This window comes from Maribacter chungangensis, assembly GCF_042676845.1.
Lineage (GTDB): Bacteria > Bacteroidota > Bacteroidia > Flavobacteriales > Flavobacteriaceae > Maribacter > Maribacter chungangensis.
Map to the genome: position 1 here is coordinate 43092 of NZ_JBHTHY010000003.1, position 23651 is coordinate 66742.

Annotated in this window: 17 protein-coding genes and 1 pseudogene; 9 read left to right on the top strand and 9 right to left on the bottom strand. The window is 41.4% G+C overall.

Features of this window, described 5'->3' with window-relative positions:
* Positions 1–29: 29 nt before the first annotated feature.
* The 7 genes and pseudogenes from arsS to ACFQZJ_RS00265 form a co-directional block, all read right to left on the bottom strand.
* The gene (gene arsS, locus ACFQZJ_RS00235) at positions 30–1088 is read right to left on the bottom strand and encodes an arsenosugar biosynthesis radical SAM (seleno)protein ArsS (RefSeq protein WP_379931534.1); all 1059 of its coding nucleotides are present in this window, start codon (positions 1086–1088) and stop codon (positions 30–32) included.
* Positions 1089–1250: 162 nt separating this feature from the next.
* Positions 1251–1586: an arsenosugar biosynthesis-associated peroxidase-like protein gene (locus ACFQZJ_RS00240; protein ID WP_379933092.1), complete on the bottom strand. Its 336-nt coding sequence runs from the start codon at positions 1584–1586 to the stop codon at positions 1251–1253.
* 234 nt (positions 1587–1820) lie between these two features.
* Positions 1821–2456: pseudogene (locus tag ACFQZJ_RS00245) on the bottom strand (metallophosphoesterase family protein); the annotation flags it as partial.
* Positions 2441–3817, bottom strand: coding sequence for a sodium:solute symporter (locus ACFQZJ_RS00250; protein ID WP_379931535.1), 1377 nt, complete (start codon positions 3815–3817; stop codon positions 2441–2443). The gene ACFQZJ_RS00250 and the pseudogene ACFQZJ_RS00245, both read right to left, overlap by 16 nt.
* 92 nt (positions 3818–3909) lie before the next feature.
* On the bottom strand, positions 3910–5346 hold the full coding sequence (locus ACFQZJ_RS00255) for a SusD/RagB family nutrient-binding outer membrane lipoprotein (protein WP_379933094.1): 1437 nt from the start codon (positions 5344–5346) through the stop codon (positions 3910–3912).
* 517 nt (positions 5347–5863) lie between these two features.
* Positions 5864–9067: a SusC/RagA family TonB-linked outer membrane protein gene (locus ACFQZJ_RS00260; RefSeq protein ID WP_379931536.1), complete on the bottom strand. Its 3204-nt coding sequence runs from the start codon at positions 9065–9067 to the stop codon at positions 5864–5866.
* 57 nt (positions 9068–9124) lie between these two features.
* The gene (locus tag ACFQZJ_RS00265) at positions 9125–9814 is read right to left on the bottom strand and encodes a TIGR04282 family arsenosugar biosynthesis glycosyltransferase (protein WP_379931537.1); all 690 of its coding nucleotides are present in this window, start codon (positions 9812–9814) and stop codon (positions 9125–9127) included.
* Positions 9815–10141: 327 nt separating this feature from the next.
* Here ACFQZJ_RS00265 and ACFQZJ_RS00270 point away from each other — a divergent pair, with 327 nt between their 5' ends.
* Positions 10142–10927 carry a patatin-like phospholipase family protein gene (locus ACFQZJ_RS00270; RefSeq protein WP_379931538.1) on the top strand — a complete coding sequence of 262 codons (786 nt, stop codon included), beginning with the start codon at positions 10142–10144 and terminating at the stop codon, positions 10925–10927.
* A 21-nt stretch (positions 10928–10948) separates the two neighbouring features.
* Here ACFQZJ_RS00270 and ACFQZJ_RS00275 read toward each other — a convergent pair whose 3' ends face one another.
* Positions 10949–11995: a 2Fe-2S iron-sulfur cluster-binding protein gene (locus tag ACFQZJ_RS00275; protein WP_379933096.1), complete on the bottom strand. Its 1047-nt coding sequence runs from the start codon at positions 11993–11995 to the stop codon at positions 10949–10951.
* A gap of 760 nt (positions 11996–12755) precedes the next feature.
* Between ACFQZJ_RS00275 and ACFQZJ_RS00280 the strand changes: the two genes are divergently transcribed.
* The 7 genes from ACFQZJ_RS00280 to ACFQZJ_RS00310 all read left to right on the top strand — a co-directional run bounded on the left by ACFQZJ_RS00280 (position 12756) and on the right by ACFQZJ_RS00310 (position 18382).
* Complete coding sequence (locus ACFQZJ_RS00280; protein ID WP_379931539.1) at positions 12756–13094, top strand: PadR family transcriptional regulator; 339 nt, start codon at positions 12756–12758, stop codon at positions 13092–13094.
* 10 nt (positions 13095–13104) lie between these two features.
* Positions 13105–13767, top strand: coding sequence for a hypothetical protein (locus ACFQZJ_RS00285; protein ID WP_379931540.1), 663 nt, complete (start codon positions 13105–13107; stop codon positions 13765–13767).
* Positions 13764–14402, top strand: a complete 639-nt coding sequence (locus ACFQZJ_RS00290; RefSeq protein WP_379931541.1) for a hypothetical protein — start codon at positions 13764–13766, stop codon at positions 14400–14402. The genes ACFQZJ_RS00285 and ACFQZJ_RS00290 overlap by 4 nt, the downstream gene beginning before the upstream one ends.
* Positions 14399–15142 (top strand): hypothetical protein, encoded by a 744-nt coding sequence (locus ACFQZJ_RS00295; protein ID WP_379931543.1) that lies wholly within the window; start codon positions 14399–14401, stop codon positions 15140–15142. The genes ACFQZJ_RS00290 and ACFQZJ_RS00295 overlap by 4 nt, the downstream gene beginning before the upstream one ends.
* Entirely contained in the window at positions 15139–15840 is a 702-nt protein-coding gene (locus ACFQZJ_RS00300; protein ID WP_379931545.1) for a hypothetical protein, read from the top strand. Before ACFQZJ_RS00295 ends, ACFQZJ_RS00300 begins: the two co-directional genes overlap by 4 nt.
* A 51-nt stretch (positions 15841–15891) precedes the next feature.
* Positions 15892–17361, top strand: coding sequence for a DUF5687 family protein (locus ACFQZJ_RS00305; protein ID WP_379931546.1), 1470 nt, complete (start codon positions 15892–15894; stop codon positions 17359–17361).
* A 244-nt stretch (positions 17362–17605) separates the two neighbouring features.
* Positions 17606–18382 (top strand): ABC transporter ATP-binding protein, encoded by a 777-nt coding sequence (locus ACFQZJ_RS00310; RefSeq protein ID WP_379931548.1) that lies wholly within the window; start codon positions 17606–17608, stop codon positions 18380–18382.
* Between the two features lie 44 nt (positions 18383–18426).
* Here ACFQZJ_RS00310 and ACFQZJ_RS00315 read toward each other — a convergent pair whose 3' ends face one another.
* Positions 18427–20229, bottom strand: a complete 1803-nt coding sequence (locus ACFQZJ_RS00315; RefSeq protein ID WP_379931550.1) for a DUF4153 domain-containing protein — start codon at positions 20227–20229, stop codon at positions 18427–18429.
* 216 nt (positions 20230–20445) lie between these two features.
* Between ACFQZJ_RS00315 and ACFQZJ_RS00320 the strand changes: the two genes are divergently transcribed.
* A complete protein-coding gene (locus tag ACFQZJ_RS00320) occupies positions 20446–23604 on the top strand; it encodes a S41 family peptidase (RefSeq protein WP_379931551.1) in 3159 nt (1052 codons plus the stop codon).
* Positions 23605–23651: the final 47 nt, after the last annotated feature.

A 23651-nucleotide genomic window follows, 5' to 3' on the forward strand; every position in this document is an offset into this window, starting at 1 on the left:
TAATATCTTTTGAATTCCCCCTTCGGGGGCTAGGGGGCTACAACCCCCTGACAACTACTTCCCGCCCCTGCAGTACAACCATAACAGTGTTGGGAAATGATGATGTTCCTATCGTTTAGGATATCTTCATTATAATCTTTAATGTGTTTTACTTTACTAGCCACCTTTAAATCTAGCATTTGGTTAAAATCACAATCGTACAGCCAACCGTCCCAACTAATGGAAATCGTATTGGTACACATTACATTGGCCACTGCGGCCGGGTTATAGGCATCAACTAATGCATACATATAATCGTCATAGTTTTCCGAGGCAATTAAATAATCCAAGAAACGCGCAATAGGCAAATTGGTAATGGCGAACAGGTTGTGAAACTGTATGCCAAAATCTTCGTCCAAGGCCTTTTTGAAGTCTTTTTCCATGGCCATTTGGTCACCAGGCAGATAAGCTCCTGAAGGATTATAAACTAAATCTAAACGCAATGAACTTCCAGGCATGCCATAGCCTCTTTTGTTTAATTCTTGTAATGCTTTTATCGATTTATCAAAAACACCTTCTCCGCGTTGCTTGTCCGTTTTGCCTCTTGTCCAATGCGGCATGGAGGAAATAACATGCACGTTGTGTTCCTTAAAAAAGTCTGGGAGGTGGTGGTATTTTTTGTTTGCCCTGATAATAGTAAGGTTGGAACGTACGATAAAGTCTTTGATACCCGCTTCTGCCGCTTGTTCTACAAACCATTCAAAATCTGGGTTCATTTCCGGTGCGCCACCTGTTAGATCCAAGGTATGTGCGCCTGTGTTTTTAATCACCTCCAAACACTGGGACATGGTTTCGCGGGTCATGATTTCCTTACGGTCAGGACCGGCATCTACGTGGCAGTGTTCACAGACTTGATTACACATGTAACCTAGATTCAGCTGTAGGATTTCCAACTTTTTTGGTCGCAAGGGAAAATGTCCTATTTCCGAAATCTTATCCTTGAAAAAAGGGAGTTCGCCATCGGCGAACAGGCCTCCTTTCAAAATATCGAGTTGCTTGTTCGTTTGTGCAAGTTCGTTTCCTTTTGCTTTTAATGATTTTGTAGCCATTTGTTCAGTTTTCAGTCAGCAGCATCAGTGGGCAGTTTTAGCAAAAATATGTTTTCTGCATACTGCAACTGAGAACTGCACACTAGTATTAAAATTTTCTTTTTAGTAGCAATTAACACTGTAACCCCTCTTGTTATTCCCCCTTCGGGGGCTAGGGGGCCTTTACATACTCAACTTATCGTACTTATTCATCATCTGCACGCCGTGTACCAAGGTCGCTCCGCTTTCAATCGCCGCACCTACGTGTACCGCTTCCATCATCTCTTCTTTGGTGATGCCTTTTTGCAAACCATCCTTGGTATAGGCATCTATGCAATACGGACATTTGACTACGTGAGAAACAGCCAGTGCTATTAAGGACTTCTCCCGTGCAGTTAGTGCGCCTTCTTCGAAAACGGTACCGTAGTAATCAAAAAATTTTGTTCCGAGCTCTTCGCTCCATTCGGTTATTTTTCCAAATTTTCTGAGGTCTTTAGGGTCATAATAAGAATCTGCCATCTTTTTCTGTGTTTTAGGTTGTATCCTTTCTTTTTGTGATTTATCTAAATTGATTGGAATTCCTTGCCCTATTTTTTCCAGTTCCGGGAGGATCTCCATATTGTCCCAAATACCCGATGAAAGCGTATCTGCATAAGCCTCTGGCAGGTGGTTTTTGAACATTAATTGCTGCGTCGTATTGTAGTCATATTCAAAAGACCGATGGGTATAATTTAGTTTTCCTTGCTCAAAGTCCAGTATCATATACCAAACCCTAGCGGTGCCATCATTTGCCGGCATCCCAATAACACCAGGGTTTAGCCAAATTTTTTCTTTTATGGATTGATGAAAAGGGAGTCCGCAATGCCCTGCGATGATAACATCACTTTCGGTATCCACAAAGCACTTTTCCTTACTGTCGTTGGCGTTGGATTTGAATATAAACTCCGATGTGTTTCCGTAATTACCGTGCACCACGGTTACTTTTTTATCGCCATAGTCAAAACTGATGTATTCCGGAATTTCAGATATCCACTCTAGCGATTTCTTTGATAAATAGCCTTTGGTAAAAGGGAACCAGGTTTTTGAAAAATCATCACAACGGCTACCTGCTTTAAAATCACACCCGCAATCGTCACTATCACTTGCCAGTTGCAATTCTACATTACCGGCGATGCTCCATGCGCCCCAATCTCTAAATAATTGTATCGTTTCTTCGGGCTGAGCGCAATACCCCGTAATATCCCCGGTACAAATACAGTTTTCGGGTGCTATATGTTCTTCTTTGGCAATAGAAATTAATTTTTCCAATGCCTGAAGGTTACTATAGACGCCTCCAAAAAGCAAAAGCTTTCCGGTCTTTTTGCCAATATGTTTTATGCTCTTATCCATTTGGGTATATAATAGAGTATGATACAACTTAAAATACCCCAGAAATTGATCCAGAGCAGGTCTCCATATTTCCCGGGTGTAAATATCAATACCTGTGGGAACCAGCTGAAAACCAGCAAAAATCCGAATAAAATCCCACAAAACACACTCAGATGAAAACTGATTTTTGGGGCTTTGCGTTTCCAAAATAGAAAAACCGGGGTGAGTCCAATGACCATAGTTCCGCTTATGGTGGTTGCGGACAGTATTTCGGCATCTAAGAACACCGGAATGGTGCCCAGAACAGCAATAACGACCATAGACCATCGCCCAAATTTCATTGAATTCCCTAGTTTTAAATCAATGGCCGTTAATTTTGAAAAGGATGAAAATGTGGAATCCAGCGTAGAGGCCGCCGAGGTGATCATGATGAAATTAATGACCAACAAAACAACCACGCCAAATGCTTTGCCAACTTCAACTGCGGCCTGGCCCTGCATTCCTTGAGATTGCGCAAACACACCGATTATACTGAAAAGTATAATACATAAACCTCCTAGAATACTGGCTCCTAAGAAACTTTTCAGCGTCACTTTAGGACTGCTTAAGAATCCTCTATCGGTAAGTACAGGGTCATGAAACGGGTAGCTAAACGATTGGAGTACGGCCGCAAAAAGGAGATTTAACCCCATTTCAAAAGACCATACACCTGATGAAATAGTTTCGGCAACCGTAAAATTGGTTTTGGAACCAAAGATGACGCCTAATAGAACGAGCAGTAAAATGGAAAACAGACCCATTTGCAATACATCGGTAAAAATAGAGCTGCTCATACCTCCTTTAAGTACATAGGCCAATGTCAGGGTAGTGAATACTAAAATGGACCAGTAATACGGGCTAGTACCGATGTCCCCAAAATAAGACCCGATGACCATGGTATTGCTCCAAACTTCATTGAATAATCTAATCGCGATAAGGATGGAAAAAACAGCAACGGCCCCCTTCCCAAATTTAGAACTTAGAAAATGATGAATACTGGTGTATTTGCCATGCAATCGCATCTTGTAAATGATAATACCAGCAACAGCAAAGGAAACATAATATCCCGCATACGCTACACCGCCTACAATACCATAATCCAATCCCAGATTAGCGGCGTTGGTAATGCTTTTGGCAAATATCCAAGAGATGATCAAACTCCCCATCAACATAAACGTATTGGGTGTTTTCTTCTTCTTAACTGCCTTAAAAAACTCATTGGTATTTTTTGCCCATGGAGATAGCGCCAGCAATATCAAACTTGATACGATGATTAAACCCCAGGGCCCCCCGGCCCCCAAAGGGGGAGTTTCTGTTAGTGCTATTATGCTGTTGTATTTCATTAAATTTATATATCTGCTTCAAAACTTAATTGAGAGTTTGAGTAAGAGTTCCCCCTTTGGGGGTTAGGGGGCTTTTTTGTACCCTTCGGGGGCTAGGGGGCTTGTTCATCCCACCACACCTTGACATTAATACTATTCCCATCCGTTTTACGCGCCGCATCTTGATAATTTGTGCTATTTAAAGCCTCTTCCTCCGCAGGATACGGCATCCGTACTGGAATCAAGTCATTGTTTAAACTGGCTGAAATTATTTTTAGTTGCGGAAAGCCTGTACGCCTGTATTCTATCCATCCTTCATAGCCATTTACCATATTGGCAATCCATTTTTGAGTGATGATGTTTTCCAAAGGATCACCATTGGCAAAGGCACCGGTCGTTGTTAGGTAATCTGCTGGGAGCTCAGTTTGCCAATAGGCAAATGCCTGTTCTACGCCAGTATTGTATAGTGCTTGCGCGTCCGAAGGAATTAGACCTTTTTGTGCTGCCTCCGCCAAAAGGAAATGGGTTTCCATACTGGTCATGAAATTGGCATCCAATTCCCCTGTGTTTTCACGGAAAATGGTACCTGCTAACGAATAATCGGCAAGTGTAGCCGCATTTTGTGTAGCGTCTATCCCGTTTAGTAAGCCATTAAAATCGCCCGAATCACTGTTGGCAAAAGGCCTAAAGAGGGTAGCAATTCTAGGGTCGTTCAAATCCGTTAGGATTTCTTCCATGGTTTCGGATAGGACAAAGTTGTTAAAATCGCCCACTCTTAAACGCGCCAGCCTAAAGTTGTTGGGTTCCCCGTCCGTAAAGTCAAAAACGGCGTTTTCAGTATTTTCGTCAATAAAATTACCATCCGCCAGTATCGCTTGTAATTGGGAGGAAACATCCATTTTATTAGAAATCCGCAGTAAATGCTTAATACGAAGTGAATTTGCGAAACGTACCCATCCCTGTAAATCCCCCTCAAAAAGAATATCCCCATCCAGCGCAATGCTGCCGTTGTAATTTTCAATGGCCGCAATTCCTTTGGTTAAATTGTCAAGGATTCCGCCTTCCTCCATATAAATAGACTCCTGGGGGTCATACACCGGGGTTACTGTTCCGTTAGTTCCTTTAAAAGCCTCGGAATAGGGCACATCTCCAAACAGATCTGTTAATCCTGCGCTCATGTAAGCCTTAAGAATACGGGCCGGACCTTCATAGACCGCAAAGGTTTCGTTTTCTTGGGACAGTTTTAAAATGATCTCATTATCCCTTAGATTTTGGTAAAAAATAGGCCAAGGATTTCCTCCTAACTGCGGAGATTTTAAATTATGCCGATCAAAAAGATTAAAATCCAAGGCCGTGGTATACTGACCTAACAAATTCCCAGCCGTAAATCCTTCATAGGACATTTGTTCTCCGTAATCATAGATAACCTGTCGCAACAATAGACTTGGTTGTACACTTACAGGTGAATTTGGATTCGTGTTTATTTCCTCGAAATCTTGTGTGCAGGACGTGGTAAGCACAAAGGCAAAAAACAAACTTAAATACACTATTTTTCTACTAAACCGACCTCTCTGACCTCTCCCTAGCCCTCTCCCTGGGAGAGGGAGTTCCTCACTAGGCACAATCAAACTAGAAGCACTCATCGCTTTTTTACTTTTTAGGAGAAAGGTTTGATTAATGATTAAATTCCAAAGATGGCCATAACGAAGTCCCCCTCTTTGGGAGGGGCCAGGGGAGGATTTTCGCCCATTAAGCTCCTTCCCTTGGATAAGGGAAGGTGGATTTTGTCCCTTTTTCAGGGACAAAAGACGGAAGGGATTGAAATCCCGAGCCATGGCCACAATATCATGTATTGGATTTGAGATTTTAGCTTTGGAGGACATCTCCCTCAGTCCCTCCTTTTTAGATATGATTGAAAGGGGAGAAAACATCGTCTTTATACTTTTTATGAGAAATGTTCTTTTGAGGGAAATTCTTGAAACCAACCAAAGACCAGTTCCCCCTTCTTGGGAGGGGTTAGGGGAGCTTATTTCATTGGAAGTTATCTTTATATATTTCATTTTTTTCTTAAAAATTAAAACCTGCTTTAAAACCAAAACTACGCGTGGTGGCGTAGGACATATCTTCTACGCCGTTAACAAATCCTTGTCCCTGGACCGCTAATTGCTCAGGGTCAAAATGTGGATTTTCGGTAATGGCGAATAAGTTTCGTCCAATTAGTGACAAACTAAGGCTTGCATCTTGGTTAAATAGGCTGAGGTTATCAAATGTATATCCTACAGAAAACTGCCGTAGCTTAAGAAAAGACGCATTGTATGTATTATTCTCCTCATGGTTTCGGTCGTAAAATTGCCGATAATAACTTTCTGCGCTTACCGCAATCGTATTGGGTGTAAATGCCGGGTTGGCATCGGTTCCCGTGTTGACAACGCCCTCCGGGATAATGCCTTCTTCGGGTCTAAAGGAGGTTTCGGCTAATTGTCCCCCAACATTTCCTAAAGCTCTAGTACGAGAAACAACAATACCTCCATGACGCCAATCCAACAGAAAGCCTAAATTCCAATTTTTGTAGGCAAATTGATTGCTGAACCCCAACATGAAATCAGGATTTGCATTCCCTAATTTTTGGAGATTGTTATCTGGAATATATCGGCCTTCATTGGTTAGGACAAAATCTCCATTGTCGTTTTTTAAGTATCCGGTTCCAAAAAGGTCTCCCACACGACCCCCTTCTTCTACCTGTAGAAATACCGTTTGGTTTTGACTGTCGTAAATTCTGGAGTAGGCCAATGTGAGTCGGCCTTCGTCTTGTGGTAAATCTTCTACGGTAGCTCTACTCGTGCTAAAGTTTAACGTGCTGTTCCATTGAAAATTTTCAGAAATTAAAGGAGAAATACCTGCTATAATTTCCAATCCTTTCGCCCGTACTTTACCGCCATTGACTACCCGTTGGGTAAACCCGGAGGAGATTCCAATGGGCAGTGAAATAATTTGGTCTAGTGTAACTGCATTGTAATAGGAAATATCAAAACGTAATTGATCGTTGAAAAATCGTAAATCTGCGCCTACCTCAAAGGAAGAGGTAGTTTCCGGTAATAGGTTAGGATTTGCAATGGTATTCTGATTGCTAAAGGTAGGCTGACCGTTAAAAGGCGTTTGTGCTACAAAAGCTCCTGTTGTCTGGTACGGATTGGTATCGTTACCCACCTGTGCCCAACTCGCCCTTAGCTTTGCAAACGAGATGACCTCCGGTAATTCCGCGACTTCCGATAAAATAAAACTACTGGAGAAAGAAGGGTAAAAGAAGGAGGTATTATCCACCGATAAAGGGGTTGCCAAAGCACTGGACCAGTCGTTCCTGGCCGTAATGTCCAAAAACAGAAAATCCTTGTAGCCAAATTTTGCAAGCCCGTAAAAACTATTGATACGTTTATTGGACTCGAACTCAAAAACTTCAATAGGAGACGCGCCATTGGAAAGGCGAAAAATACCCGGCTGCGCCAACCGCGTGGTTTGCGCTTGTGAGGTAAATGCCTTCTGGTTCAATCTATTTCCGCCTAAAGAAACGTCAACCTTAAAATCATTAAACCGATTGGTATAGTTAAAGAGAAAATCGGTATTTATCTCCCTGTAGAATACATCGTGTTCCGCATAAGCCCCGTTCCTAAAGCGGTTAGAACTAAACGCGCGCCGTAGTCGACGTAATTCGCTGGAGTAATCCATCCCGGAACGTATCGTTGCCGTTAAATGATTTGTAATGTCATAACTAGCGGATATAGTTCCAAAAACACGATCTCTGTTAAAGGAATTGCGGTTTTCGTTTAAGATGAAAAACGGATTGTCAAAAAAGGTATAGTTGTAAGAATATTGTTGCACGCCTTCCAGACCGGGTTGCCAATAATCTCGAAGACTATCGATGTTCAATGACCGCGGTCCCCAGGCCACTAGGGAATAGTTCACGTTTTCCGATCCATAACCACTAGACGGCCTGTTATCACTTTGTGAATTTACATAGCTGATAGATGAATTTATGCTTAGTCTATCGGTAGGCATAAATCCCAATCTAGCACTTATGGTTTGACGGTCTAGATTTACGCCTGGGATTATAGACTCACTTCGTAAATCTGTAAAAGAGAGTCGGTAATTTCCGGTATCAAATCCGTTGGATATAGCGATATTATTGATGAGGGTAGTCCCGGTTTTGTAGAAATCCCGTAGGTTATTGGGGTTGGAACGGAACTCGGAAGGCGTAATGGGCAAATCACTGTACAATGCGGTGTCTGCGCCACGTACTACGGTGCCATCCGCTAAGGTAACCGGACTATCAAATTGTGGAATAAGATTGCCGGCATCCAATCGTGGCCCCCAGCTGTAGGTAATGTTATCACTGGTTCCGCCTCCTAGTCCGTCTACAAATTCGAACACTCCGGATTGTCCTTGCCCAAACTCATTTTGAAAATCGGGCAGGCGAAAGGCGGAATCCACAAAAAAGCTGGTATTGTAACTGATGCCAAGACCTTGGGTGTTTTTACCGCTTTTGGTTTCTATGACGATTACGCCGTTGGAGGCACGTGCGCCGTATAGCGCTGCTGCACTGGGGCCTTTTAAGACCGATACTTCCGCAATATCATCTGGGTTCACCTCCATGGCACCGTTTCCAAAGTCGACCGATTGAAAACCTGCCGCTGCCTCATTGGTAAAATTGAAGACCGAATTGTTATTGATGGGCACACCGTCTACGATAAACAAGGGATTGTTGTTGGAGAAGGAGGCTTCTCCCCGTATGGTAATTTTTGAAGACGACCCTACCCCTGTAGCCCCTTGGTTAATGGTTACCCCGGCCAGTTTTCCGGCAAGATTATCCAGAAAATTGACGGCTTTCACCTCAGTTACGCCTTTCGCATCTAGACTTTGCACTACATAGCCCAGTTCCTTGGTCTCTCTTTTAAGTCCTAAAGCGGTGAGCACTACTTCATCCAGTTCTTCGGAGGACGCTAGTAAGCTTACATCAATAAGAGCTTTTCCATTAATAGGAACAGTTTGTGTTTCATAGCCGATGACAGAAAATTTTAATGTACCGCGTAAAGCCGGAATATTAAGGTTGTATGCTCCTTCCTCGTTAGCGATAGTCCCTTTGGTTGTGCCGTTTAACTGGACGTTTACGTAGGGAATGGGAACACCTTCGGCGTCCGTTATGGTGCCAGAAACAGTTTCCTGTGCAATGGTAAAAGTTGCTATGAACAGGGTCATAGCCAACAAAACATACTTCATGTAGTTGAATAGCGTGAATTCGTATATTAGACGGAATCGTCCATCGTTTCAATAAAACTAGGAATGAAGTAGTAAGGGCGAGCCTTTATTATGCGGTCGTTGAAGCAGTACGGCCGAAAGGAAAGAAATCAGGATGGTTTGAAATTCTTGTCCTAACCGCAACACCAAGGCTAGTAACCGTAATACGGTAGAAGAAATCGATTTTCTAAAGGATGCGAGTCGCTTTACATCATAAAACGAATCAATATCGTTAAGTATCGGCAATTGATGTACAGTACTATCTGTTTGTACTAAAAGTGCAGAAATTCGCTGGAAAAGGTTAAACCGCTGCCAAGGTAAATTTTTAAACGAGTCCCGGTCAAAGTTGGATTTATGAATCCCCATCAAGTAAAACCCACCGTCTAAAGAAGGTCCTAAAACTGTTTTTCCAGCCTGTATAGCGGCATGTGCTTTTAGTATGTGTGCGGTTTTTAGTTGGGGCGTGTCATTACCTATGGTGATGATGTTCTCAAAACCGCTTTCAAAAACTTCCTGTATAGCGTTGGTAAAACGCGCTCCAAAAGAAGTCCCTTTTTGTTGGGTTTCCGAAATATGAAAGTAGGGTATTCCTGTTGCCTGTACCTTCTTTAAGGTATCTTGGGTGAGGCCGGTAAATAAAAGCTCACCTTTTGGCATGGGTTTACGGGACAATTCCGTTTGGGCAGAATTGGCAAAGACCAGAATGGCGGTATTATGGGAATGCTTCAACAGGGTTCTTTTACTTAGCTACGTAAATTTACGATAAAAAGGATACTATGGCTTGGTCGTTAGTGTAAAAAGTTCATTACAAGTTGGTAATGTGAATTTTTAATAAAACCGACCAACTAGTTTGTTTAAGGGCTACATGAGTGTGTTGAGTTGCGGTAAACCGACGTTAGAAAACGAAAAACTAGGGTTAAAATGCAAAATTTAGTTTACCGTATGCCTGTTTTAAGTCAATGCCCGACTAGGAAGTCGGTTTGGCAACCTACTAATGATGCTGAATAAAGACGTGAAATTCAATAAACCCATTACTTTTGTGGTTAAATCGGAGTAATGAACCTAGAAAAACTACAATCCCAAAAGTTAGGACTTGTCTTATCAGGAGGAGGCGTTCGTGGCATGGCCCATATAGGGGTTTTAAAAGCCATGGAGGAGTTTGGATTGGAAGCAAAAATCGTAACGGGCAGCAGTGTAGGCGCTCTGGTAGGCGCTCTTTATGCCAACGGCACTTCTGTGTTGGACATGATGCGTTTCTTTAAGGAAACACCCCTTTTTAAATACAATTACTTTGCCTTGGCAAAACCCGGACTGATAGATACAGAACGCTACATCGATATTTTTAAGTCCTACTTCCCACATGATAGTTTTGAAGGATTAAAAAAAGAACTTCATGTAGTGGCCACAAACCTAGAATTAGGGGAAGAGGAGTTTATTACCAAAGGCGAACTTATAAAACCCTTGTTGGCATCTGCCGCATTACCTCCGGTTTTTAGTCCGGTAAGGTATAAGGATATGTTATATGCCGATGGGGGCATTATGAACAATTTCCCTTCAGAACCGGTTGTTGGCAAGGTCGATTTTGTAATCGGGAGCAATGTTTCCATCGTATCCAAGTCTCAGAAAAAGGATTTGAACAACTCCATTCAATTAACAGGAAGAGTAACCGGATTGATGATTTATGCCATCAACAGGGAAAAAATAGATAAGTGCGATCTGCTCTTTGAGCCCCGAGAACTGGAACATATCGGTATTCTCGACAGAAAGGGATTAGAAAAGGCTTATGCTATTGGATATGAAACAGCTACCAAAAAATTTAAAACGCTTCGTTCTACCGACTAACAACTTCCTACTAATTACTTTTTACACATCATCATAATCCACCGTCAAAGTTGGTGTGGTAGGATGTGCTTGACAGGTAAGAATGTACCCATCCGCAATTTCGCCATCGGTCAGGATCTGATTTTTGACCATTTCCGCTTTGCCTTCCTTAACTTTTGCAATACAACTGCTGCACACACCACCTTGGCAAGAGTAGGGCGCATCTATGTTTTCCTTTAGAACGGCATCCAGAACCAGCATCTTTTTGTCCATGGTGAGTTCAAACTCTTCATCGTCCACAATGACTTTAACCGTGGTCTGTCCCTCGGCTACAACCGGCATTTCCTCCTTTATTTCCGACGTGGTAAACAGTTCAAAATGAATTTTATCCTTGGGCACATCATTTTCTACCAAGGTGTCGGTAACCAAGTAAATCATTTGTTCCGGGCCACACAGGTAGTAGCCATCAAAATTCACGTCCTTATGTTTGTTTTTTAAGGCATAATTAACGGTAGAAGTGTCTATACGACCAAACAAGGCTTGGTCTTCCTTGGTTTGGCTGTTGGTGAAATACACAAAAAACCGATCTGGGTAATCTAGTTGTAATTTCACTAGATCGGTGTAGAACATGGTCTCCTCGTAGGATTTATTTCCGTAGACCAATACAAATGTATTTTTAGGATTGCTGTCCAAAACCGTTTTGGCTATGCTCATTATGGGGGTGATGCCACTACCGGCCGCGAAAGCGGCAATACGTTTAACATCCGAGGATTTAAAAGTGAACCTGCCCTCGGGCGGCATCACTTCGAGCGTATCCCCAACCTGAAGTTTAGTACTGGCATAGTCCGAAAATCCTCCACGGTCTACACGCTTAATACCTATGGTGATATCGGCAGCCGTAGGGGCAGAGCTAATGGAGTAGGCCCGGCGCAGCTCTTTTCCTTTTATGTCTTTTTTAATGGTAATGTATTGCCCTGCGGTAAATGCAAAATCCTGTGCAAGGTTTGCGGGAATCTCAAAAGTTACCGCTACGGAACTAGGGGTTAATTTCTTAATTGCTTTTACGGTTAGCGCATGAAAATCGGCCATAATATCTTTCTTCTTTAAATAAGATGTAAAATTAAGCAATGCAATACCGATACAAAACGGAAACTTCAAAAAAACATACCTAGAATTCTTATGCATAAGAAAATTATGTATATTTGGATGTTAGAGGGTAGTAAAGAATGGTTTTCGGTTTCTGTTGTTTCAAGTTGAGGCGGATGGTCCATTATGATAAAAGGTAATGAGTTAAGAAGCGAAAAGTACTTTTTGAACCGACCAGAAAGGCGTAAAGCGCAAAACCTTTTTTAACTTGTGCTTGAACTTCATCAGGGAACGTCTTTGCGAGGAGCAAATAAAAAGGTGAAGTTATGAACGCTGATTTTTGCGACAAAGCAATCCGTTTCTTAACCGGTAGTTTATGGACGGTAGTAAAAAAAGTAAACGAGCTGTTTTTAAATTAAAGCTAAAGTGAGGCAAAAGTCATCCCCCTCCTCGGGAGGCGCTAGGGGACGTCTTTGCGAGGAGCAAATAAAGGGGTGAAGTGATGAACGCTGATTGTTGCGACGAAGCAATCTGTTCGCTTAGTTGCTAGCGGGTAGTTTGTAGACGGTAGTAAAAAAAGTAAATGAGCTGCTTTTAAATTAAAGCTACCTCCTCGTTGGTAGGGGCCAAAGGAGGTCTTTTAAGGCAAATGCCAAAACCGTAAAATTAGGTTTGTCACAATATATATTAGGCATCGGGATAGAACATTCTGTTTAAATAAACACAAATAATTCCTCCCTTTTGGGGAGGTTAGGAGGGGCTTATGGCAAATTCAAAATTATACAAGGGCAGTCTAAACACCATTATCCTAAAGTTGCTAGATGAAGAAGGGAAGATGTACGGCTACGAAATAACCCAAAAAGTGAAAGCGCTTACCAAGGGGGAGCTAAAAATTACGGAAGGCGCCCTATATCCTGCACTTCATAAACTAGAGGCCGAAGGCCTTTTGGATGTTGAGGTGGCTAAGGTAGATAACCGACTACGTAAATACTACAAACTTACCGAGGCGGGCGAAAAGGAAACGGTAAACCGTTTGGCAGAACTGGAGGAATTTATTAGGAGTATGCAGAAGTTAGTGAATCCTAAATGGAGTATCAATTAAAAGCGGTACGATGAAAGTAAGCCAAGAGCAATACCAAAAAATAGAAGTCTATTTGAAAACCAAAGGAATTCATCAGATAGATTTAAAGTACGAGATTTTAGACCATATCCTTTTAGGAACGGAAGGCAGTATGGAAACTGATGGACTTTGTTTTGAGGAAGCTTTTGCATTGGAAAAAATAAAATGGCAGTCAGAATTGGATGCTTATACCATGGCAGAGGGTCAGGTCCACTTTAAAACTCCAAAAATCGTTTTAAGGCGTTACTGGTTGGGCATCAAGGAAATGTACATCAAGGCCGGTATTATGACGTTGGGAGCCCTTTTACCGCTAATTGTTTTTATAAAGACCGATTTGGTCCCCATAGCGACTTTTCATACCCTATTCGGGTATTTTTATGTTTTCGCTTTTACTGCAATTGCCCTTCTCTTTCTAAAAATGAGGGCCAAGGGCAAGAACACTACGGATAAAATGATGTTCAAGGCCTCTATGGGTTATTTTATGGCGTGGCTTGTAGTTTTTAATCCGTTGCTGGGTAACCTATATTGGGTGAGGCAAGAAGGTGAATTCATGGCTGTTTTCTTTGGCATACATGTCTTTCTACTCTGTTTTTCTTTCAATTTTATCGATTTGTACAAAGCTCATGTTAAAAAGGTAAAAATGTATTCTTTATGAGATTAACCAGGGAAGAACTACAATTCATAGACACTTATCTGATCAACATGGATATTCAATTTATTGATGTGCGTATGGAGTTGTTAGATCATATAGCTACTACTTTGGAAAAAGAGATGAGCGATAACAATCGTTCTTTTTATGATGCCTTTAAAGATTACATGGTACAGCACAAAAAACAGCTGGAGAAGGACTATAAAAAGCTACGCAAAGACCTTCAAAAGAAGTCTTTTGGCATTTTGGGAAGAAAAATGCTTACAGTTCCTTTTTTAGTATTATCTGTTGTTTCAACGGGCGTATTGTTTGTTTGGGAATCTTGGTTCGGTGTTCGTTTCCCTTACCTAATGTTCGTATGGTTAGTTCATATGGTTTCCGTTATACTTTACTTCGTTGGCATGTTCCCGAAAGCAAAATACCGCTTTTCTAGCTTGGAGACTTTGGCTTGGCCTATTTTGTTGTCAACACACTTCCTCAATTTTTTCTATAATCTTTTTGGAGGATATAACCTGTTTTTAGAAGACTACCCACTATTAGTAGAACTCACGACCAGCTTTTTTTTCATTAGCAATATGGCTTGGTTAGCATTGTTTTATGCAAAACGAAAAGAGGTAAAACTAAAATTGGTCAATCTATGAAGCTGAGTCGGTATCAAATAAACTTCATAGAAGCGTACCTTATTAAAAACAAGGTGAAATTCTGGGATGTGCGTATGGAACTGCTAGATCATATTGCAACAGATGTGCAAGAACGTATGCATAACGGAGAAGTATTTGAAAACGCACTAAAACAGGTACACCTAAGTTTTGGGAATAGCTTTAAATCTAAAAAACTAAGTAAAGACCAGAAAAGTTGGATTTTTACCGAGTCTATTTATGCAGACAATTCTGGGTATAAAAAGTTGATGCAATTAAAACATATCGAACTTAATAAATCATTACGAAGGGAATTAAGATTTGCCATTATTCGGTTTTTTAAGAACCCTTTACTGGTTGCATTATTTGTTGGCTTTGGAACTATTCTTTACCATACCCTAAGTAATGGCATACTTTCTATCCAAATGGCTTTTCATACCTTACTTTTTCTATTATTTTTTATTTCTATGGTGCCATTTATAATTATTGCAATTAACCAGAAAAAGGCCTTGAAGTCACTTTATTTATCCACATTAAGTTCGCTATCCTTGATGTTTGTTGGGTTTTTCAACATAATACAATTTGGTTTTACGGTTTTGTCCTCCAACTTGGAATTAAATTATGGTTTAGGCTATATTCTATTCACTTTTGCTGTTTTATTCCCATTTGTATTTGTTCAGATACAGGTGTTTTTAAGGAAGTTTCGGGAGTATCAACAAATCCATAAAACGTATTTTGCATGACTCTAACCCAAGACCACATACAAGACCTCTACAAGTTCACCAGAGCACATTACGTAGAACACTACGACCTACAAACAGAGCTCGTAGACCACCTTGCCAATGGCATAGAACAACAATGGGAGGAACACCCAAGCCTTGGTTTTGAGGAGGCCAAACAACGGGAGTTCAAAAAATTTGGGAAAGCAGGTTTTAAAAAAGTAATAGCAGCACGTAAAAAAGCAATGATCAGAAAATATAGGGGTATCCTTTGGGGCTATTTTATGAAGTGGTGGACGTTTCCAAAAATAATTACCACGTTTTCAGGTGTTTTGATAGTTTTTTGCCTTTTGCGAACACTTCCGGAGGGCGATTCTAAATTTATAAGCGTAGCAGCTGTATTATTGGGACTTTCAATTTTAATGTACCAAAGGATTTTTCAATTAAAAAGTAATTTGGAAGGGTTGTGTAAGAAATGGCTACTTCAAGAAATGATTTATGAAAAAGGAGTTACCATTCAGTTTCTTCTTTTCCCAATCTATTTTGTGATTATAGGGAACAAAGCTGGGTTTCTTGAAAACACTTTTGGACAATTAGTTTTTACCGCTCTACTGATAGTCGTGCTAATTCTTTTTATTATATCAGCATACGTTATCCCTTCAAAAGCCGAGGAACTACTAGCCGAAACCTATCCAGAATATAAATTTCAAGAGAAAGTGTAACAAAAATCATTTTTAGATAACCAATCATCAGAACGATAAAACCAACCGATTATGTTCAAACTTTTTACGAGGCTTCAATGGAAGTCGTTCTTTCGCTCCGCTACCTTTGGTAAGAGCCTTGGCCTAAAGATTCTAATGGGATTCTTTGGGGTCTATATGTTGGTTTCCTTGGCCGGTGCTGGCGGCGGCATGTACTTTATCCTTAAAAAGATTTTTCCGGAGCAAAGTCCAATGTGGACCATCAGTCAGTATTTTATTTATTGGGTGCTTATAGAGCTTTTTCTTAGGTATTTTATGCAAAAGCTACCCGTGATGGATATTAAGCCCTTCCTAACCACCCCGGTTAAGAAAAGTGCCATTGCACATTATATTTTGGGGCGCTCCGCCGTCTCCATGTATAACCTTTTGTCCCTATTCTTCTTTGTACCCTTCGCCATCGTACTCTTGTTTAATGACTATCCGGCACTCAATGTATTACTATGGGTCGTGGCCATTTTTGCCATTGTACTTTGCATCAACTATATTAATCTACTGATCAATAAAAACGACAAAGCGTTGGTCGTAATTGGCAGCAGTATGGTGTTGGGTTATGCGCTTAACTATTTCGGGGTTTTTGATATGAAGGCATTTTTTGCCCCAATGTTCCATGCCTTATACGCCTACCCCATGGCTGTTTTGGTCCCTATTGGCCTTGCGGCATTCATGTATTACATCAATTATAAGTATTTGTACACGAAAATTTATTTGGATGCCACTTTAAAGGCCAAATCCATTAAAGCGAACACCAGCGATTTGGAATGGACGAAAAAATTTGGTGAAATGGGCCCGTTCTTACAGCTGGATCTAAAGATGATATGGCGTAACAAACGCACCAAAAGTCAGGTGTTTATTTCCTTACTGTTCGTTTTTTACGGATTGATATTTTATACCCAGGATATTTATGCCAATATGATGCCCATGAACGTGTTTTTGGGCGTATTTATGACGGGTATTTTCCTGAGTAACTTCGGGCAGTTTATACCAGCGTGGGATAGTAGTTATTACAGTATGATGATGTCCCAGAACATTCCGCTTAGAAAGTATTTGGACTCCAAGGCAACCTTAATATCCGTGAGCGTTGTGGTCATGTTCTTGCTCACCATCCCTTATGTGTATTTCGGCTGGAAGATTTTAGCTATTAATTTTGCTTGCGCACTGTATAACTTGGGCGTAAATATACCGGTCATTTTATTTTTTGGCTCTTTCAATAAAAAGAGAATTGAACTAGATCAGAGTCCGTTCGGCAATATGCAAGGTACCAGTGCCACACAGTTCCTAATTATGGTGCCAGTTTTAATTGCTCCGATAGTCCTTTTTTCAATTTTTTACTATCTCATATCGTTTGAGGTAGCGCTTATGGTGTTATCGGTATTGGGGATGATAGGTTTTGCCATGAAGAATTATTTCTTGACCAAAATCACGGAACAATACCGAAGAAAAAAGTACGGGATGATCGCCGGGTTTAAGGAAAAAGCGGGGTGATTTTAGTAAGCAGTTGCAGTTGTCAGTATACGGTATTTAGTAAATAGTAGGCTGTTGCGGTAAGTAGTAATAAGTGCACAAGTAAGCGATAAAGAGCGCACAGTAATAATAAAAGAAAATGGTAAAAAAGAGGAAAAGCAAGTCATTGGCTGTAATACTGAGCGCAGTCGACGTGCAAACTAGCATCAAACTATCGATGTCAGAAACCTTAAATCTTGAACCAGAAACCTAAAATCAAAGAACCATGATACTAACCGAGAATTTAACCAAAAAGTACGGAAAGCAGGTCGTATTGAACATTGAGCATTTAGAAATCCCCAAAGGGCAGAGTTTTGGCTTGGTAGGGAATAACGGTGCAGGTAAAACGACCTTTTTTAGCCTTTTGTTGGATTTGATTCAGCCCAGTTCCGGACACATTACTTCAAACGGAGTTCAGGTGAATACCAGCGAGGACTGGAAACCTTTTACGTCTTCCTTCATAGATGAGAGCTTTTTGATCGGTTATTTGACGCCTGAGGAATACTTTTATTTTATTGGTGACCTTAGAGGCGCCAATAAGGCCGATGTTGATGCCTTACTGGCCCAATATGAAGACTTTTTCCATGGCGAAATACTGGGGCAGAAGAAATACCTGCGCGACCTATCTAAAGGAAACCAGAAAAAAGCCGGTATCGTAGCTTCGTTTATTGGAAATCCGGAAGTGATTATTTTGGATGAACCTTTTGCCAACTTGGACCCTACTACCCAAATCCGTTTAAAGGGTATTATTAAAGCTCTCGCAGCAAGGGAGAACGTAACCGTGTTGGTATCCAGCCATGACCTCATTCATGTAACCGAGGTCTGTGAACGTATCGTGGTCTTGAACAAAGGCGAGGTGGTAAAGGATATTCAAACATCTACAGAAACCTTACGGGAGTTGGAGTCGTTTTTTGCTGGAAATGAAAAGATAGATGCAACGATGAAGTCTGTGGCAGTCAAGGACATTCCTAATCCTGTAGATGGTGCCGTTCAAAATAATTAGATCAGTTAAACCCTTGCCAGTTTAAAGGTTAAGACGGTCAAGGGTCATTTTTGCTTTAGTAAGAGTAATATGTTGGCCCTACTCAGATGTATGCTGTCCCTTTCCTTATAAAAATCGATATCCCTGAAAATCAATAAGGATTTTAAGCTGTCGTTTTCTGTACGGATCATAAACTCCTTTGGGTCTACCTTACTTAGGTCTTTATCATTTTTTGATAAGGCAATGATTCGGTCCTTTAAGGATATGCCTAGTACGCGACTGTCGGCATTAGTTTTAGCGAACAGCTCCACGTTCATATTTGCATTGTTGTAGGTTACCCTATAATCGCCGATAAACGTATCGGCCTTATCATAATTGTTCCAGAAAAGAAAGGACACCATATTTTGATAACCTTCAATATCGTATTCGATTGGCAGATAGTTACCATCATAATAAAAATAGTTACCGGGGTTGAGGTTGTTTTCCGCTCCGTTTTGGACTACAATTCCCAAAGAGTCCAATACTTTATAAGTGTCCAACCATCCAAATTCCCCTTTGCTGCCATTTTCGCTTCCGTTGGTGTACATGCCGCCCATGGCTACTCCTGTAAATTCATCAAGCTTCGTTAACGCATTTCGTTCTTCTAGATAGCTCAAGATAGACCTTAGCTGGCTGGATTGATCTGAGGTGCTTAACTTTTCATTTGCCAAAACCGTTTCGTATACTTTTTGAAACTGTGCTACCTGACTTCGTTCCGATACACTTGCAGCGCCCCAAAAACCAAAAGAGGCCAGTAGGGTCAAAACAAAAATCGAACAAGGCAGTATTATGAGTTTTCTGTTCCTGTTGAAAAGTAGATAAAGGATGGTTCCCAATATCCAGCAAGCGATAACCACCACAAAATAACGGTTTTCGGTAATGCCATAGTCGGATATCCTTCTAAATATGGCAATGAACAATAGTCCAACAAGGGGCAGCATCAAACGATAGAACCAGGGGTGAAATTTGCTGATGGTCCATGAGTCCGACTGTTTTTGTACCGGATCGATGATGACCTGAACCACAAAACCAAGTAATGCCAATGCGGTTACCAAGTAAGAGACCCAGCCCTGTGGAAGCTCCCATTGAACACCTATTTTGGCGGCGTACGCGTATAGGATGAGTATATAAAGTATTATGAGCGGGATAAGAATGTACTTTACCAACACCTCCAGGGCTTTTTTAAAATGTATTTCTGTTTGTTGGTGCATATCCTTTGGAAAATCGGACAGATAGATCCAGGTGTTCACGATGCCCAGGCAAAAGAGGAATACTTGAAAGTAAAGGTCGCCATCGACCCGCACCCCAAACAGGGCATCAACGGCAGAGAGGGCCAATATGAGTCCTAAGAATAGAACACCAGAAAAAAATCCGCTACGTAAAATGGAAGAACCTAAAGCGTTCAGGTAGTTCCAATACGCCCTGTGGTTCCACTTCCCCACAAAAGGGGCGAAAAAGACAAAAAGATGTCCCGCGATCAGAAATAGAAAAAAACGGGTGACGTATACGGGCGACTCGTCAAAAACGGAAATATCGGGAATACGCCAATAGAATAGAAAAAGGAGCACTAACATTGCGGGTTTTAGCCACAACCATTTTTTCGGATTCCTTTGTTGTTCTATAAAAAATTGGGCACCAATAAACCAGCTTACCCCTAAAATAAGGGTAATAATAATCTTTGTTTGGGTATTGCTGTCCTCTCCCAAGGTACCATCAACCGCCAAAATCGTATACATGGTTCCGCTTATTGCCCATAAAAGCGTAGCGGGAAACCTTTGAAAAGCACCTGTTGCTTTACCTACCAAATCATTTAGGGATGGGAAATTCATTTTTGTTTGCTTTCTAGCTATTTGTATACAAAGTTATTGGATCATACATTCTTATAACTCCCTGAATACGGGGTTATTGTAAATTGCTAATCGCGCCGTTTCATATAAATAACGCTCATCATACGCAGAAGGGTCCTTTACAGCATCCATAGCTTTTGAACTTCCATCTTAGAAAAACATCTTTTCGTATCTTTCAAGAATACATGATATACTATTATGAAAGCACTTTTTTATGTAACCGCAGCACTTCTTTATTTGGCAATTATTCCGAGTCTGGGAGCTCAGGAAACCTATTTTTTATCGGACCCCACCCTTTCCCCGGATGCCAATACCATCATTTACGCTTACGATGGCGATTTGTGGAAAGTGGCCGCCACCGGAGGTACTGCCGTACGTTTAACCGCTATGGACGGCGAAGAAAGCCTGCCCAGAATTTCACCGGACGGCAATTGGTTGGCGTTCACATCCACCCAATTCGGTAATAAAGATGTGTATGTGATGCCTTTAAACGGCGGTACTGTGAAGCAACTCACCTTTCATGATGCCACGGACGAGGTGGATAGTTGGTCTTGGGATTCAGAAACTATCTATTTTACCTCTTCCCGAAATAACCGCTATAGTGGGTATGAGGTCGCTCGGAACGGCGGAACACCAAAAGCACTGTTTTCGCACTACTTCAATACCACCCACAACATTGTGGTTCACCCTAAAACCGATGAAATTTTCTTCAATGAAAGTTGGGAAAGTAAAAACTTCACCCACCGTAAACGTTATAAAGGAGCTTATAATCCTGATATCAAATCATACATTCCAGCTACAAAAAACTATAAGGAATACACCGATTACGAAGGAAAGGACATGTGGGCGACTTTTGACCAAAATGGGCAACTGTATTTTGTGTCCGACGAAAATACCGGAGAGTATAATTTATTTACGTTCAATAACGAAGTAAAAACTGCCCTCACCCAGTTTGACACCTCTATCGGAAGACCGCAAGTAAGTGCTAATGGCAAAGCGATTGTTTTTGAAAAGGACTATCAACTTTATGTGTACAACGTGAGTTCCAAAACGACGGAAAAAGTGGCGGTACAAATGCCCATCAACAATACCTTGAATAAAAATCAGGATTTTAAGGTGGCCGATAACATTACCCATTTTGATGTCTCGCCCGATGGTAAAAAAATGGCGTTCATATCGCGAGGGGTCTTATTTGTTAGCGATGTAAAAGGCAAATTCACCAAACCTATCAATACAAAAACGGGAGAACGCGTTTTAGAGGCCAAATGGTTAAAAGACAATGCTACATTGTTATTTACCAGAACCCATAAGGGCTACAGCAACATTTTTACCATTTCCGCGACTGGAAACGCCCAAGAAAAGCAGCATACCAACGAACTGCGCAACAATGTGAACATTCAACTGGATACAGCCTTAAGCAAAGCCGTTTATATTAGTGGCAGGGACGAACTTCGTTCGTTAAACCTGTCTTCGTTCAAGAGCGAGGTTTTGGTGACGGATGAATTTTGGGCTTTGTACGCGCCACAACCACAATTCTCGCCAGACGGTACTCATGTAGCCTACAATGCGTATCGAAATTTTGAGTCGGATGTATTTGTTATTCGATTATCCGACAAGAAAATATGGAATTTGAGCGAGACCGGTGTTACCGAAAGTGAACCCGTGTGGTCTCCGGATGGCAAACACTTGTTTTTTGTATCAAACTTGGTGAAGCCCAGTTATCCTTATGGTTTAAAGGATGCGCAGATTTACAAAATGCCCCTGGACAAATATGACGCACCATATCTATCTGAAAAATATACCGAACTTTTTAAAAAAGAACCTCCAAAAGCAGATGAGAAGGATAAAAAGAAAAAAACGGCAAAATCTACAAGCACAAAACCCGATATAATTAATATCAATACTGCGGATATCATGAACCGTATTGAAGCCATAAGTCCCATTTTTGGATTACAGCAAAGTCCGTTTGCGATAGCCAAAGACGATGCTACGCATGTATATTATGTAAGCAATCACGACGAAGGCGAGCCTAAGCTTTGGAAAACGGTGATTACGCCTTTTGAGAAGAATAAGATAGAAAAAGTGAGTGATGCTAAAATACGTGGCTATCACATAGCAAAATCTAAGGACGCCTATTTTTTACTGGCCGATAATGCCATACACACTTTGGATATCGAAAAAAATACACTAGAAAAAATCGATATCGATTACACTTTTCGTAAAAGTCTGGCCGAAGAGTTCAACCAGATGTTTATGGAGGCTTGGGCGGGTTTTGAGGAGAATTTTTACGACGGCGGTTTTCACGGGGAAGATTGGACGGCCCTAAATGAAAAATACGGGCAGTACTTGCCCTATTTGACCAACCGTGCCCAATTGCGTTCCCTTTTCAACGATATGTTGGGCGAACTTAACACCTCCCATTTCGGATTCAATTCCAACGGCAAGGAAGAAAGCGAGTTTTACGAATCCAGGACAAACGCCATTGGAGTGTGGTTTTCCAATGAAAATCCTTTTGAGGTGGAGCGCATCATCACCGACGGCCCAATGGATGTTGCCGGCAAAGACCTTAAAAAAGGCGATGTTTTGGTGGCCGTGAACGGAAAGCGCGTAAATGCGAACACCAACCGTGAATCCTATTTTGTGGAAGCATCCAGGGACAAAGAGCTGCCATTGGTGTTCGATCGGGGTGGCAAGGAGATCAAGGTGATGGTAAGGCCCATTTCCAGCGGCGCCCAGCGTACCTTGCTGTACGATGAATGGGTAAAGAACAATCAGGCCTATGTGGATGCAAAAAGCGATAAAAAAGTCGCCTATGTACACATGAAGAACATGACGGGCGGACAATTGGAAAACTTTAAACGGGAAATGGTGTCCGAAGCCAATCAAAGAGAAGCCCTTATTCTGGACTTAAGGTACAATACCGGCGGTAATGTGCACGATGAGGTGCTGCAATTTTTATCGCAAAAACCCTATTTAAATTGGAAATACAGAGACGGTGCCCTGTCTCCACAACCCAATTTCGCCCCTGCCGTAAAACCTATCATCTTATTGATCAACGAGCAATCCCTGAGCGATGCCGAAATGACGGCAGCCGGATTCAAAGCGCTGCAATTGGGTCAGATCATTGGAACGGAAACCTATAGGTGGATCGTGTTTACCTCCTCCAAACGCTTGGTGGACGGTTCCTCCTATCGCCTACCTTCTTGGGGCTGTTATACGCTCGAGGGCGAAAATCTGGAAAAAACGGGCGTAGCTCCGGACATAAATGTCCTAGAAAGTTTTGAAGATAGATTAATGGGAAACCAACCGCAATTGGATAAGGCCTTGGAAGAGATATTCAGTCAGTTGAAAAACTAAGTTCAATTTGTTTGCCCTAAAAGCTTTAGTTTTTACGATGATACACA

Bases quoted from the DNA above. Each gene is read 5' to 3' on its own strand.
- arsS (WP_379931534.1), bottom strand. From the start codon at position 1,088: ATGGCTACAAAATCATTAAAAGCAAAAGGAAACGAACTTGCACAAACG.
- ACFQZJ_RS00240 (WP_379933092.1), bottom strand. From the start codon at position 1,586: ATGGCAGATTCTTATTATGACCCTAAAGACCTCAGAAAATTTGGAAAA.
- ACFQZJ_RS00250 (WP_379931535.1), bottom strand. From the start codon at position 3,817: ATGAAATACAACAGCATAATAGCACTAACAGAAACTCCCCCTTTGGGG.
- ACFQZJ_RS00260 (WP_379931536.1), bottom strand. From the start codon at position 9,067: ATGAAGTATGTTTTGTTGGCTATGACCCTGTTCATAGCAACTTTTACC.
- ACFQZJ_RS00270 (WP_379931538.1), top strand. From the start codon at position 10,142: ATGAACCTAGAAAAACTACAATCCCAAAAGTTAGGACTTGTCTTATCA.
- ACFQZJ_RS00275 (WP_379933096.1), bottom strand. From the start codon at position 11,995: ATGGCCGATTTTCATGCGCTAACCGTAAAAGCAATTAAGAAATTAACC.
- ACFQZJ_RS00280 (WP_379931539.1), top strand. From the start codon at position 12,756: ATGGCAAATTCAAAATTATACAAGGGCAGTCTAAACACCATTATCCTA.
- ACFQZJ_RS00285 (WP_379931540.1), top strand. From the start codon at position 13,105: ATGAAAGTAAGCCAAGAGCAATACCAAAAAATAGAAGTCTATTTGAAA.
- ACFQZJ_RS00290 (WP_379931541.1), top strand. From the start codon at position 13,764: ATGAGATTAACCAGGGAAGAACTACAATTCATAGACACTTATCTGATC.
- ACFQZJ_RS00295 (WP_379931543.1), top strand. From the start codon at position 14,399: ATGAAGCTGAGTCGGTATCAAATAAACTTCATAGAAGCGTACCTTATT.
- ACFQZJ_RS00300 (WP_379931545.1), top strand. From the start codon at position 15,139: ATGACTCTAACCCAAGACCACATACAAGACCTCTACAAGTTCACCAGA.
- ACFQZJ_RS00305 (WP_379931546.1), top strand. From the start codon at position 15,892: ATGTTCAAACTTTTTACGAGGCTTCAATGGAAGTCGTTCTTTCGCTCC.
- ACFQZJ_RS00310 (WP_379931548.1), top strand. From the start codon at position 17,606: ATGATACTAACCGAGAATTTAACCAAAAAGTACGGAAAGCAGGTCGTA.
- ACFQZJ_RS00315 (WP_379931550.1), bottom strand. From the start codon at position 20,229: ATGAATTTCCCATCCCTAAATGATTTGGTAGGTAAAGCAACAGGTGCT.
- ACFQZJ_RS00320 (WP_379931551.1), top strand. From the start codon at position 20,446: ATGAAAGCACTTTTTTATGTAACCGCAGCACTTCTTTATTTGGCAATT.